General features: G+C 74.6%; 11 protein-coding genes and 1 tRNA gene. 3 read left to right on the top strand and 9 right to left on the bottom strand.

What is annotated here, in order from left to right; all coding sequences use genetic code 11:
* Positions 1-40 precede the first annotated feature (40 nt).
* On the bottom strand, positions 41-2002 hold the full coding sequence (locus B4U46_RS13175; protein WP_185117279.1) for a putative bifunctional diguanylate cyclase/phosphodiesterase: 1962 nt from the start codon (positions 2000-2002) through the stop codon (positions 41-43).
* A 342-nt stretch (positions 2003-2344) separates the two neighbouring features.
* Between B4U46_RS13175 and B4U46_RS13170 the strand changes: the two genes are divergently transcribed.
* Positions 2345-3610, top strand: coding sequence for a M6 family metalloprotease domain-containing protein (locus tag B4U46_RS13170; protein WP_398908380.1), 1266 nt, complete (start codon positions 2345-2347; stop codon positions 3608-3610).
* 73 nt (positions 3611-3683) lie between these two features.
* Here B4U46_RS13170 and B4U46_RS13165 read toward each other — a convergent pair.
* The 4 genes from B4U46_RS13165 to B4U46_RS13150 form a co-directional block, all read right to left on the bottom strand.
* Positions 3684-3757 (bottom strand) — tRNA-Lys (locus B4U46_RS13165).
* Complete coding sequence (locus tag B4U46_RS13160; protein WP_107438258.1) at positions 3748-4353, bottom strand: bifunctional DNA primase/polymerase; 606 nt, start codon at positions 4351-4353, stop codon at positions 3748-3750. Before B4U46_RS13160 ends, B4U46_RS13165 begins: the two co-directional genes overlap by 10 nt.
* A gap of 237 nt (positions 4354-4590) precedes the next feature.
* The gene (locus B4U46_RS13155; RefSeq protein ID WP_079427186.1) at positions 4591-4935 is read right to left on the bottom strand and encodes a hypothetical protein; all 345 of its coding nucleotides are present in this window, start codon (positions 4933-4935) and stop codon (positions 4591-4593) included.
* A 74-nt stretch (positions 4936-5009) separates the two neighbouring features.
* A complete protein-coding gene (locus B4U46_RS13150) occupies positions 5010-5567 on the bottom strand; it encodes an NADPH-dependent FMN reductase (protein WP_079427184.1) in 558 nt (185 codons plus the stop codon).
* Positions 5568-5703: 136 nt separating this feature from the next.
* Here B4U46_RS13150 and B4U46_RS13145 point away from each other — a divergent pair, with 136 nt between their 5' ends.
* On the top strand, positions 5704-6186 hold the full coding sequence (locus tag B4U46_RS13145) for a MarR family winged helix-turn-helix transcriptional regulator (protein ID WP_079427182.1): 483 nt from the start codon (positions 5704-5706) through the stop codon (positions 6184-6186).
* 4 nt (positions 6187-6190) lie between these two features.
* On the opposite strand, the gene B4U46_RS13140 is transcribed toward B4U46_RS13145, so the two are convergent.
* The 3 genes from B4U46_RS13140 to B4U46_RS13130 are packed head-to-tail and all read right to left on the bottom strand — an operon-like array spanning position 6191 to position 10247.
* A complete protein-coding gene (locus B4U46_RS13140; RefSeq protein ID WP_079427180.1) occupies positions 6191-7522 on the bottom strand; it encodes an AAA domain-containing protein in 1332 nt (443 codons plus the stop codon).
* Positions 7519-9090, bottom strand: a complete 1572-nt coding sequence (locus B4U46_RS13135) for a hypothetical protein (protein ID WP_079427178.1) — start codon at positions 9088-9090, stop codon at positions 7519-7521. The genes B4U46_RS13140 and B4U46_RS13135 overlap by 4 nt, the downstream gene beginning before the upstream one ends.
* Positions 9078-10247: a hypothetical protein gene (locus B4U46_RS13130; protein WP_100863614.1), complete on the bottom strand. Its 1170-nt coding sequence runs from the start codon at positions 10245-10247 to the stop codon at positions 9078-9080. The genes B4U46_RS13135 and B4U46_RS13130 overlap by 13 nt, the downstream gene beginning before the upstream one ends.
* A 202-nt stretch (positions 10248-10449) precedes the next feature.
* Between B4U46_RS13130 and B4U46_RS13125 the strand changes: the two genes are divergently transcribed.
* Positions 10450-11046, top strand: a complete 597-nt coding sequence (locus B4U46_RS13125; RefSeq protein WP_079427174.1) for a histidine phosphatase family protein — start codon at positions 10450-10452, stop codon at positions 11044-11046.
* Between the two features lie 109 nt (positions 11047-11155).
* Here the strand turns inward: B4U46_RS13125 and B4U46_RS13120 are convergent, their stop codons facing one another.
* Positions 11156-12484, bottom strand: a complete 1329-nt coding sequence (locus B4U46_RS13120) for a transcriptional regulator (protein WP_079427172.1) — start codon at positions 12482-12484, stop codon at positions 11156-11158.
* Positions 12485-12609 lie beyond the last annotated feature (125 nt).

Here is a 12609-nt window from a genome sequence, read left to right as displayed (position 1 = left end):
GGCCGTGCGCCCGGCGCCACCGGCCCGGGAGGGGCGCCCCTCAGAGCCCGGAGACGTCCGGACGGGCGCTGATCATCTCGGCGATCCGCTCCGGGGCCACCGCGCGCGAGTACAGCCAGCCCTGACCGGTGTCGCACCCCACCCGCCGCAGCCGGGCCGCCTGGCCGGCGGTCTCCACGCACTCGGCGGTCACCGTCAGCCCCAGCCGGTGCGCCAGCTGCACCAGGGCCTCCACGATCGTCTCGTCGGCCGGGTTCGGATGCGTGCCCTCCTCGTAGCGGAAGCCGCGCACGAAGGACCCGTCCAGCTTGAGCACCGACACCGGCAGCCGCGACAGGTAGGCCAGGTTCGAGTACCCGGTGCCGAAGTCGTCGATCGCGATCCGCACGCCCATGTCGCTGAGTGCCTGGAGGGCCTGCAGGGGCCGCCCCGCCGAACCCATCACCGCGGACTCCGTCAGCTCCAGCTGGAGCAGCTGCGGGGCCAGCCCCGTCTCGGCGAGGATCTCCGCGACGTCGCCCACCAGGTCCGAGTCCCACACCTGGCGCACGGCCACGTTCACCGACACGAACACCGGGGAGTCGCTGGGCTGCTCGATCTGCCAGCGCCGCGCCTGCCGGCAGGCCGTACGCAGCACCCACTGGCCCAGCTGCACGATCGACCCGTCCTCCTCGGCGATCCCGATGAACCGATTCGGCGTCAACGTCCCGAACTGCGGGTGGTTCCAGCGCACCAGGGCCTCCACCCCGCGCACCACCCCGCTCTCCAGGTCCACCAGCGGCTGGTACTCCAGCTCGAACTCGCCGCCCTCCACGGCCGGGCGCAGCGAGCTCGACAGGGCCTGCCGGGTCATCCGGTGCGCGTTGCGCTCGGGGTCGAAGAGGGTCCAGCGGGCCTTGCCGTCGGCCTTCGCCCAGTACAGGGTCGTGTCGGCCGCCTGCATCAGGCCCGTCGCCGAGGTCCCGGCCGCGTCCCGCTCCACCACGCCGATCGACGCGGACACCGAGAGCCGCTGCCCGGCCAGGTCGAAGGGCTCCTGGACGGCGGCCAGCACGCTGCGCGCGAGCTCGGCGAGCTGTTCGGTGCCGGTGGAGTCCTCCACCAGCAGCGCGAACTCGTCGCCGCCGAGCCGGGCCACGAGGTGCCCGCCCGAACGCCCGTACCCGGACTGGTCGGCGCACTGCGTCAGCCGGGCCGCGACGGCGGTGAGCAGCCGGTCTCCGACCCGGTGGCCCAGGGTGTCGTTGACGGCCTTGAACCCGTCGAGGTCCAGGTAGCACAGGCCGATCCGGCCCGTCCCGCCGCTGCCGTACGCGGAGGACTCCAGGGCCGCCGAAAGCCGCTCGAAGAAGAGCGCCCGGTTGGGCAGGCGGGTCACCGGGTCGTGCATCTGGAGGTGGCGGAGCCGGGCCTGGAGGTCGCGCCGGTCGCTGATGTCGGCGACGGACAGCAGGACGTCCGGCGTGCCGGGCACGGGGCCCAGGGTGACCTCGGTCCACAGCGAGTGCCCGTCGGGGTGTTTGAGGCGGCGGGTGCAGCGCAGCCGGGCCTGCCGTCCGCGCAGCACCTCCTGGTAGGCCTGCCAGGTGCGGGCCTCGGCGGCCAGGTCCACCAGGTCGGCGGCGCACTGCCCGGTGAGCTCGTGCGGCTCGCTGCCCAGCAGGGCGGCCAGCGCCCGGTTGGCGGCGATGACGTCGCCGCCGCGGCCGACGAGGGCCATGGCGAGGTGGGCCGCGTCGAAGGCGGCCCGGTAGTCGCGGGCTTCGCCCGCCGCCGCACCGCCGATCACCCCGGCCGCCCTGACGTCGGTGCCGGTGCCGGTGCCGGTGCCGGTTCCGATGCCGGCGTCGGCCCTGGCGGTGTCGCCGGCCGGGGCAGCGGCCGCGAGCCGTGACGGCGGCGCGGACATGCCCGGCACGGCCGGCACTGCTGGGTGACGCTCCGTAAGGGCCGATCGGATGCTGTCGGCTGCCGAACCGGTTCCGTCTGAGCTTCCGTTCACCCTTGGCTCCCGCAGTGTTCGTGAGTGTCGGTGCAGGAAAGTGTGCCGATCATAGAGGCTGCCGGAGGCCCTATCCAGCGGCGTCGCCGTGTGGGGCACGGGCCGTCGCCGTGCTGACGTCCCGTCGGCCGGTCTCTGACGCCCCGTCGGCCGTCGGTGGATGACCGATTCCGCACGCCCGTGAGCGCACCAGGTCCAGGTCTGATCCCGGGTGACCGGTCGTGACGTTCCGTAAGTATGTGCGTGAACCCCGGAGGTCACCGGCTTGCCGTAGTGCTCACTCGTGTGGGGCAGGGGAACCACGCATAAATAAGACAATCGCCTCAAGGTGGATGGAACAGGATGAATCCACTACCGGAGGTCGATGTGCCGCGACAGCTGACACCCGGGGGAGTGGACCGCTCCCGCTTGCGAAGTACGGCGGCCATCCTCACCTCGATGACGGCGCTCGCCGCCATGTCGCTCGTCGCGGGACCCGCCGTGGCCGCGAGCCCCGCCACCGGCGGGCCCTGCGCACTGACCCGCACGGCCGCGCACCACTCCCTCGGCCTGGACACCTGGAACCGGGCCTACCCCAAGCCGGTGCGCACCCTCAACGCGGTGATGGTCTTCCTCTCTTTCCCCGACCACCAGACCGCCGTCACCCCCCGGGAACTGGCCGCCGACTACTTCCCGGCGACCAGCGACTTCTTCGAGCGGGCCTCCTACGGCCGCTTCCGGCTGGTCCCGCACCCGCAGCAGCAGTGGGTCCGGATGCCCCGCCCGTCGACCGCGTACGGGATACAGCGCGACTGGGCCCCGGACGCCCGGGCCGCCTACCTGCGGGACGCGGTGGCCGCCGCCGACCCGTCGGTGGACTTCAGCCGGTACGACATCGTGTACTTCGTCGCCGACCCCAACGCCCCGGGCGTGGACTCCGACGCCACCAAGGTCGTCAACTTCGACCGCCCCCTGCGCGCCGACGGCACCGACCTCAGGCGGATCGTCACCGTCTTCGAGCGGCACCCGCCCGACCGCAACGTGCTGGCGCACGAGACCGGGCACGTCTTCGACCTGCCCGACCTCTACCACCGCCCGACGGACGGCAAGGGCGACTGGGACACGTACGTCGGCGACTGGGACGTCATGGGCAGCCAGTTCGGGATGGCCCCGGACCTGTTCGGCTGGCAGAAGTGGAAGCTGGGCTGGCTGGACGCCTCCCAGGTCGACTGCGTGCGCTCCGGCACCTCCCTGCACACCCTCCAGCCGCTCTCGCAGCCCCTGCAGCCCGGAGCCACGGGCGGCACCCGCCTCGCGGTGATCCGTACGGGCCCCGGCAGCGCCATCGCGGTCGAGGCGCGCAGCTCCGCCGGCAACGACGGGGACACCTGCACGGAGGGGGTCCTGGTCTATCGGGTCCACAACGAGGCGGCCTCGGGCGGCGGCCCCATCGAGGTGCTGGACGGCCACCCGCGCACGGAGGCCTGCTGGGACCGCTCGGTGTACCCGCCGCTGGCGGACGCGCCGCTGGAGGTGGGGGAGACCTTCACCGTGCCGGGGGAGCGGATCACCATCGAGGTGGCGGACCGGACACCGTCGGGGGCGTACACGGTGAAGATCACGACCTGACGCCGCGCCCGCCCCGGGACGCCCGGACACGAAGAAGGCCCCCACTCGATGAGTGGGGGCCTTCTCCCGTCTGTGCGCCGCCAGGGACTCGAACCCCGGACCCGCTGATTAAGAGTCAGCTGCTCTAACCAACTGAGCTAGCGGCGCTTGCTGACGTCGTAGACATTAGCATCCGGATCCGCCGAACCAAAAATCGATACCGGGGCCGGACCCCGTGCGGCGTGCAGGAACGCCCACAGCAGGCAGTCCGGACCGGGCAGCCAGGGCATCCGCGTGTCCGGCGCCACCAGCCACCGGGAGGGCCCGGAACCGGGTCGCAGCGGAGGCACGGTCACGGCGTCGCCGTGACCGTGGCACAGGGGCGCCGGGGCCGGTGCGGTCGGCCCCCACTCCTCCCAGGCGAGCAGCGCGGGGAGCCGGTGGGCCGTCCCGGGCGAGGCGAAGAGCAGCATCCGCCCCCGGTGCACGGCGGCCGGCCCCGACCCGGGCCCGCGCTCCCAGAGCAGGTCGAGCATGCGCCGGCCGAGCACGAGCGGAACGTTGACGACGTCGAAGGCGGTCCCGCACGGCAGCACGGCGTGCGCGTCGGGCCGCCCCTCCCACACGGCGAGGGTGCTCCCCGGCTGCGCCGAAGCGGAGGCCAGCCAGGCGGCGCCCTGCGGGGTGACCTGGGTGGCGGGCGCGGTACGCGCGTCGATGCCGTCGAGGGCGGTGCAGCCGGTGGCCGTCGTCAGGATCGTCATATGCCAATGTCTACCGCGCGTAGTGTGTCGGTTCCCACGAGTTACCGAAAACTGGGACAGGAGGGGGGTAGGTGCGGTATTTTGCGCGGCGCTCGGGGCGGGCCATCGCCCCCTCGAGGGGCCGGGGGCGGGCCGGTGTTTGCCCACCCACCTCGCGGCGGTCCCGGCCTTCCCGGCTCCGGTCGGCATTCCGGCACCGCCGGGCGGGAGCACCCCCCACCTCCACCCCCCGCGGGGTCAGGACTCCGGTGGGGTGCCGCGTTGGAGGTCTTCGCCGAATTCGATCATGCGGCGGGCGTAGTCCTCGGTCCATTCCGCCGCCTCGGCGATCGCGGACGGGGAGAGGCGGTCGAAGCGGCGGGGGTCGGCCAGCTGGGCCGCCGCCAGGGCCTGGAACTCCTCCGCCCGGTTCTGCGCGGCCCGGAAGGCCAGCGTCAGCTCGGTCGCGCGCGCCAGCAGCTCCCGCGGATCCTCGATCGACTCCAGGTCGAAGAAGTGCTCCGGGTCCGCGACGGCTTCCGAGGGCTCGAAGAGCAGCGGTGCCGGCCGCTGCCTCCGCTCGGTCCGCTCGGGCTCTGCCATGCGTGTCCTCCTGCGCGTACGAAATTCCTCCGGGCCACCCTCCATTGTCCAACGCCTGGCAAGGGTGCCGGGCGTCACGCCGTTGCGGGCTCCTTCACCAGCGCCGCGATGTCGTCGAGCACGCCCGACACCTCGGCCGTCAGGCCCTCCGGCGCGGCGAAGCCGTCGGCGCCGAGCAGGCCGAGGACGCCGGGGACCGCCGCCGAGCGGGCCGCGGGCACCATGCCGACCTGGGTGAGCACCGGCAGCAGCATCTCGGCGGCCGGGGCGCCGCCCGTGCCGCCCGCGCTGTAGCTGACGATGCCGACCGGCTTGCCCTGCCACTCGCGGTAGAGGAAGTCGACGGCGTTCTTGAAGGGGGCGGTGAAGCCGCCGTTGTACATCGGCAGGACGAACACGAACGCCTCGGCGGAGTCGATGAGCGCGCTCCAGTCGAGGGTGTGCTGGTGGACGTAGTTGCCGCTGGAGGGGAACTCCGGCTCGTCCAGGAACGGCAGGGCGACCTCGGCGAGGTCGACCGGGGTCACCTCGAAGGAGCCGTGCTCGCGGGCGAGGTCGGCCACCCAGCGGGCGAGGGGGCCGCCGGCGGAGGTGGGGCGGTGCGCGGCGTAGATGACGTGCAGGCGGGTCATGACGTGAACTCCCGTTCGGTGCGGAGGTGATGGTGCGCACGGAGTCTTGTTGTTGACGTGTCATATAGACAACTCGACGGTGCGTGATGTGTCAACTAGGTAGGTGATGTGTCACCAAACTGGTTAGTCTGCTCCCATGACCGAAGTGCCCGAGTCCGCCCACCCCCGCTGGCTCACCGAGTCCGAGCAGGACGCCTGGTACGCCTGGCGTCGGATGTTCCCCCTCGTCAACGCCGAGATCGCCCGCGACCTCCAGCAGGACAGCGCGCTCTCCGAAGCCGACTACGACGTCCTGTCGGTGCTCGGCTCCACCGACGGCCACCGCATGCGCATCACCGCGCTCGCCTGCCTGATGAGCTGGTCCCGCAGCCGGCTGTCCCATCAGCTCACCCGCATGGAACAGCGCGGCCTGGTGCGCCGCGAGGAGGTCGCCTCCGACGGCCGGGGCGCGGAAGTGGTGCTCACCGGCGCCGGGGTGGACGCGATCACCGAGGCGGCCCCGCGCCACGTCGCATCCGTACGCCGCCACCTGATCGACATCCTGACGCCCGATCAGCTGCGCACCTTCGCCGAGGTCGGCGAAACCCTCCGCCGGAACTTCGGCGCCACCCGCAAGTAGGCGCCTACGGCCGCCAGGCCACGCGGTGTTCGGCGAGGTGGGACAGGACCGAGTGGTTGGCCTCCCAGCCGTCCGGGAACTTGATCGTCGCGCCCAGCTGGACCGGTTCCGTGGACGGGTGGTCGTCCAGGAGTTCCGCGATGCCCGCCCGGGCCACCACCACGCAGGCGTGCCGGTGGCGGGAAGCCAGGACGCAGAGGCGGCCCGTCTCCAGGTGGAAGGCGGTCGCGTCGGGGCGGCCCGACAGGGGGTGGAGGACCACCGTGAGGTCGTACTCGCGGCCCTGGAGGCGGTTCGCAGTGTCCACCGTGACGCTCGTGACGCCGAGGGCGCCCAGAGCCGTGCGGACCGCCGCCGCCTGGTCGCGGTGCGCGGTGCCCACCGCGATGCGGGACGCGGTCAGGGGCGCGGGGGCCGGGGAGCGCTCGTCCGAGGTGACCGCCCCGCGGTCCAGGGCGCGGCGGACCACCAGGGCCACCGCCCCCACCGCCTCCGGGTCGGTGCGCGGGGTGTGCCGGGCGGGGAGCTCCAGCAGGCCCCAGCCCGCCTCGGCCGCCTCGTCCAGGACCCGGTCCGGGCCGGAGCCGTCCGACGGGACCCCGTACGCGAGCCGCCGCTCGCCCGGGCCGGTGCCGCTGCGGAACTGCGAGTACGGGTAGAAGGCGCGCGAGACCAGCGGCGCGGCCGTCGCCGGGAGCCGCCACGACACCGGGAGCCGGTGCTGCGGCAGTTGGGGATTGTGGGCGAGGAGGGTGCTCACCGCCGAGGCGGAGGGGTCGTAGGACAGCCCGGCCCACTGCTCCGCGCCGACCACGCTGAACGGGTCCAGCTGCCCCGGGTCGCCCACGAACAGGGCCCGCTCGAACAGCCCGGCCACGGCGAGCAGCGCGTCGGAGCGCATCTGGTACGCCTCGTCCACGATCGCGTGCTCCCAGGGCTCCGCCTTCACGTAAGCCCACTTCGCGGCCGTGGAGATGGTGACGGGCAGTTCGGCCAGGTCGGCCGGTCTGGCGGAGAGGGTGACCGACGGCAGGTCGCGCAGGGCCGGGTCGTAGGCGTCGGCGTCGCTGCTGTGCAGTCGGCCGACCTTCAGCTCCGGGTCCTTCTCGGCGAGCCGCAGCACCAGGTCGTCGACCTGCGCGTTGGTCTGCGCGACCACCATCAGCCGGCGCCCGGCGGCGGCCAGCTCCCGGGCCGCGCGCACCACCAGCGTCGACTTGCCGGCCCCGGGCGGGGAGTCGACGACCACGCCCCGCTCGGTGCCGTGCAGGGTGTCGTGGAGGATGGCGGCGGTCGCCCGGTCGGCGGCCGCGCCCGGGTCGAAGGCGGTGGTCACAGGAGGTCCTCGTCGGTCACGGCGTCCAGGGCGGGGGCGGTCGCGGATCCCGGCGGGCCGCCGTGCGTCCACGGGGTGTTCTCCGGGTCGGGCAGCTTCGGTCCGCCGCGCGCGTCGTGCTCGAACAGGGTCCAGCACACCCGGTCGCCCTTCTCCGGCACCGAGCCCGCCGCCGGTTCCCGGCCCGCGCCCATCTTGTCGAGGACCCGCAGCAGCAGCCGGCCGTCCTCCGCGCGGCCGACGAACTCGAAGGCCTGCTGGCGGCCGTCCAGGGAGCGGAACACCTTGCCGCCGCCTTCGTCCGCGAGCTGCGGCCGGTCGTCGGTGGCCACCGTCAGCAGCGGGCGCGGGCGGGGCCGCTTGCCCTCGGTCCACTCCATCGTCACCTCGGTGACCTCACCGGCGAAGGCCTCGCCCGCGAACCGCCGCTCCGCCATGACGAGGGGGTCGTCCAGGGCCTCCTGGGCGTCGAGGCGCACCTGTTCGGTCTCCCGCGTGGCGAGCTTCTGGGCCGCCGTCACCGCGTCGTCGCGGCGCGGCTGCGGCGGTTCGCCCGCGCGGACCCGGTCGCGGTGGCCGGTGAAGGACCAGCGGTCGCGGGTCCAGCGCTCCTCGGTCCGCTCGCCGGGCGGCAGGGTGCGCAGCAGGTCGATCGCCTCCCACGTCTGCCACCAGGTGTTCTCCATCTGCCCCAGCACCAGCCGCCGGACCGCCCGCTCGGCGAGCCGCGCGGTGTCCCCGTCGCGGGGCTCGCCCGCCGCGCGCGCCGCGTCGAACTTCGCGATCGCCGGGGCCAGCAGCCGGTTGTCGAAGGCGGGGTCGGTGGCCGGGCCGGCCGGCGGGCACAGCAACTGTCCGTCCTGGTCCCGGCCGAGCTCCATCCGCAGCGCCCACTCGGCGCCGCGGACGCCCTCGGGCGGGGCGATCCAGGCCAGCAGGGAGCCCAGGTGCTGGTCCTCCAGGCTGCTCTGGCCGGTCGCCCAGTGCCGGGAGAGCAGGTCGGTGGCGGCCAGCAGCATGGAGGAGCCGGGCACCCGGGAGCGTTCGGCGAGGTGGGTGAGCCAGCGGCCCAGCAGCGGGACCCGGGAGGGCGCCGGGTACGGGTTCTCGGGGTCCTCCTCGGCGGTCCGGCGGAACCGCATCGAGCGGCCCAGCAGCCGTACGTACTCGATGCCTGCCCGGCTCGGTACGACGATCTGCGGCGCGTCCACGCACAGTTCGGCCTCGACCTTGGTCCTGCGGCCGGTCTCCGGGTCGGTCTCGGACCGCTCGGCGGGCTCGACGACGTCCTCGTAGGCCTCGATGTAGGGCATCAGCAGCCGTGCCAGCTCGCCGAGGAACTCCCAGCGCAGGTCCCGGTCGCGGGGCTGCGGTATGACGAGGATCCGCGGCTCGTTCCGGTCGGTGCCCAGCATCGCCCCGAGCGGGGCCCCGGCCTCACCGGCGGTGGTCAGCGGTACGAGGACCAGCGGCTCGGCGCCCAGGTGGCGGTGGCGTACGGTCGCCAGCGGCCGGGCGCGGCCCGCGCGGACCGCCTCCAGCCGGGCGAGGGTGCTCAGCAGGGGCATTCGGGGGTCTCCGGGGCCTGGTACGGGGGGCGGGCGGCGGCCTGCTCCAGGGCTTCGGCGCGCAGCCGGGCCGCCCGGCGCAGCGCGTCCGCGGTGGGGTCGCCGTCGGGGCCCGCGCCGGAGGCGGCCGCGAGGGCTTCCTCGACGCCGGCCAGCCCGCCCAGCTCACCGCGTACGGACCGGCCGAGCGCGGCGGGCTCCCCGGCGGCGCGGGAGCGCTCGCGGCAGTGGAAGGCCAGCTCGCAGGCGGCCAGGCACTCGGGGGCGTAGGCGGCGGAGACCGCGGCGACGGCCTCGGTCAGTTCCTCGGCGGGGCGGGCGGGGTCGAAGCAGAGCCCGTCGGGCAGGCCGGCGGCCAGGTCCTCGATCCGGGTCAGCCGCTCCAGCTGGCGGCGGGTGACGGCCCGTTCGCGGCGGACGTCCACGGGTTCGGCGGTGGGCAGGTTGGAGAAGTCCTTGGGGCAGACCAGCAGGATCCGGTGGTCCACCTCGGCCCCGGACAGCTTCGCGGCGGTCTGCTCCAGGGCCAGCACGTAGACGGCGGCCTGCCGGGCGGCGGCGCCCACCTTCGCGGCGTCGGCGGCTCCGTCGATCATCGGGAACGACTTGATCTCCACGACGGTCCAGCGGCCGTCGGGGTGCACCACGACGGCGTCCGGTTCCAGGTAGGCGGGGGTGCCCGCCACCTCCAGGGCCAGCATCGGATGGTCCAGCAGGGTCCACGTCCGCGCGGCGGTGGCCTCGCGCAGGGCCAGCGCGGTCCGGGCGGCCCGGCCCTCCGGTCCGGCGGCGGTGAGGTCGGGCACACGGGCGCCGGACCCGGGCGGCTCGGCCCCTGCGCCGAGGCGGGCGTGCACCAGGCGCAGCAGTTCGGCTCCGCCGTCGCCCTTGACCTTGGCCTCGAAGGAGTTCCCGCGGATGATCGCGAACTGCGACTGGCCGAAAGCCGCCGGTGTGCCGAGGGCCGCGGCCAGGGCCGTCTTGTCCACTCCGGCGCCGTCGAGGAGCGCCCGTCTGCCGCAGCCCGGGTTCGCGGCGAGCGCGGCGAGCGCCCGGGCGTCGAGCGGACGGGGCGGCACGGCGGGGCCGCGCAGGTCAGCGAGCCGCTGCCGCAGTGTCGTCGTCTGGGGCGGGCCGCTGGGCGGGTAGGAGCTCACGGGCGGAAGTGTCCCATCCGCCACTGACAATCGTGGACCTACGGCCGAAACGGACCGGTTCTCGCCGTCGCGGCCGGCCGTACGCGCGGAACCGGGCCATCGCCGGGCGGGCGGAGTCGCCCCCCGTTCTCGTCGGCGATGATGGTGGGACGACGGATTCGCGCATGCCAGGGCGAACCACCACGGACCGGGAGAAACGCTGATGGCCCCGCGCATCCTGCTGGCCCGCCACGGCCAGACGGCATGGTCCCTGCTCGGCAAGCACACCGGGCGCACGGACGTGCCCCTGCTGGAGGAGGGCAGGCAGGGGGCGAAGCGGCTGGGCGAGCGGCTCGCCGGCGAGCCCTGGAGCTCGCTGCGCGGCCTGGAGGTGCGCACCAGTCCGCTGGTCCGGGCGAGCGAGAGCTGTGACCTGGCGGGCTTCGGGGCGCAGGCCGAGCCGTGGGACACCCTCATGGAGTGGGACTACGGCGACTACGAGGGGATGACCCCGGCCGAGATCCAGGCGGTCCGGCCGGGCTGGCTGATCTGGCGCGACGGGGTGCCCGGCGGGGAGGCCGTCGCCGACGTCGCCGCCCGCGCGGACGAGGTGGTCACCTGGGCGCGCTCGGCCGAGCGGGACGTCCTGGTCTTCGCGCACGGGCACGTCCTGCGCACCCTCGCCGCCCGCTGGCTGGGTTTCGAGGCCTCCTTCGGCGCGCGCATCCGCCTGGACCCGACCTCCTTGTCGGTCCTGGGCTGGGCGTACGGGGCGCCGGCCCTGGAGCGCTGGAACGACACGGGGCACCTGGACGGGTAGCCCCCGGCCGACCGTCCCGCCCGGGCCTGCGCCCGGGCCTCGGCCTGTGTCCGGGCCTGCGTCCGGACCTCGGCCTGTGCCTGCGCCCGGCCCGGGCCCGGCCCCGCGTCTACGCCTGTGCCTGGGCGTGGCGGGTCAGGAAGGTGCCGACGCGTGGGGAGCGCTGGTGCGGGACCAGGGTGCGGGCGGTGCCCGCCAGCATGGCGCGGATCCGGGTCGACTGGACCTCCGCGAGCAGGTCGAGCACCCGCCCGCCCGCCCAGGCGGCCTCGTCGGGCGCCCCTGCGCGGGCCAGGTCGTCGGCGAGCTCGGCGGTGTAGAGGGCCACGTTCCGCGCGAAGTGCGGGTCCTGGAGGTCGGCCGCCCGGCGGGCGTGCCGCGCCGCGCGGGCGTGTTCCCCGAGCGCCGCCCAGCAGCGGGACTCCAGGGACTCCAGCTCGGCCTCGCCGAAGAAGGACATCCACTCCGGGTCGGCGGCGCACGCCCCCCGCGCGAACTCGGTGTGCGCCCGCGTCAGCGCCTCCTCGCAGGCCCTGCGGTCCCCGAGCCCCGACCAGCCGCCCGCCTCCCGCAGCGCCAGCAGCGACAGCAGCCGGGGCGAGCCCAGCGAGCGGGCCGCCCGCCGGCCCGCCTGGGCGGCCCGTACCGACTCGCGGGGGCGGCCGCAGTCCCGGGCCAGGAAGGCCATGTTGCTGAACGCGTGCGCCTCCAGACCCGCGTCCCCCGCGACCCGGGCGGTGGCCAGGGCCTCGGCGTAGTGCGAGCGGGCGTCCTCGAAGCGGCCGGAGTCGTGGGCCAGCCAGCCCACCGAGACGGCCAGCTCCCCGGCGCCCGCGTGCAGCCGGTCCTCCGTGGACTGCCGGGTGGCTCCCGCGTCGAGCAGGGCGTAGGCGGTGCGCAGGGGCTGGGCGGCCCGCCGGTAGAGGGCGTCGGCGCCGTGCCGGTCGTCCAGCAGCCGGATCTGGCGCACGGCGTCCTCGACGGCGGCGGCCTCGGCCTCGCCGGCCCGGGAGGGGATGCGGCGGCTGTCGCCGAGCAGGGTGAGGCCGAGCGTCGCGGCCGCCACGGTCGCGGAGCCGCTCGCCATGAACGCGCGGCGCAGCACGTCGCTCTCCTTGGAACGGTGGATGAGGTGGGTGAAGACGGGCGGGGTGGGCAAGGCGCGCTGCGCGGCCCGCCCGCGGACCGCCTCGCGGGGGGAGAAGCCCAGGTCGGCCAGGGTGCGGCCGGGGAACATATGGAGGAAGACCCGCTCGTAGGCGTAGTTGGGGCAGCGGATCTCGCCCGATTCGACGCGGCCGATGTAGCGGGCGTCGCAGGAAACCGTTTCGCCGATCTCCCGTGCGGCCCGGCGCACCATGGCCGCGAACTCGGCGGGGGAGTGCGCTCCGCGCAGCCGGCGGAAGCTGGAGTTGGGTGAGTGGGGTGACGCCGCCATGGACGCTCTGCCTCTCTGGACACGCTCGCCCCGGAGTCGGGTGCTCCGGCGCGCATGAACGTACCGCCAGCGAGGGGGGCCTCATGCGGTGTTTGGCTACAAAACGGATATCTCACCCGCGATCC

This window comes from Streptomyces katrae (genome assembly GCF_002028425.1).
In the GTDB taxonomy this organism is placed as follows: domain Bacteria; phylum Actinomycetota; class Actinomycetes; order Streptomycetales; family Streptomycetaceae; genus Streptomyces; species Streptomyces katrae_A.
Note: the sequence above shows the minus strand (reverse complement) of the source record. Positions and strands in the feature narration are given on the sequence as shown.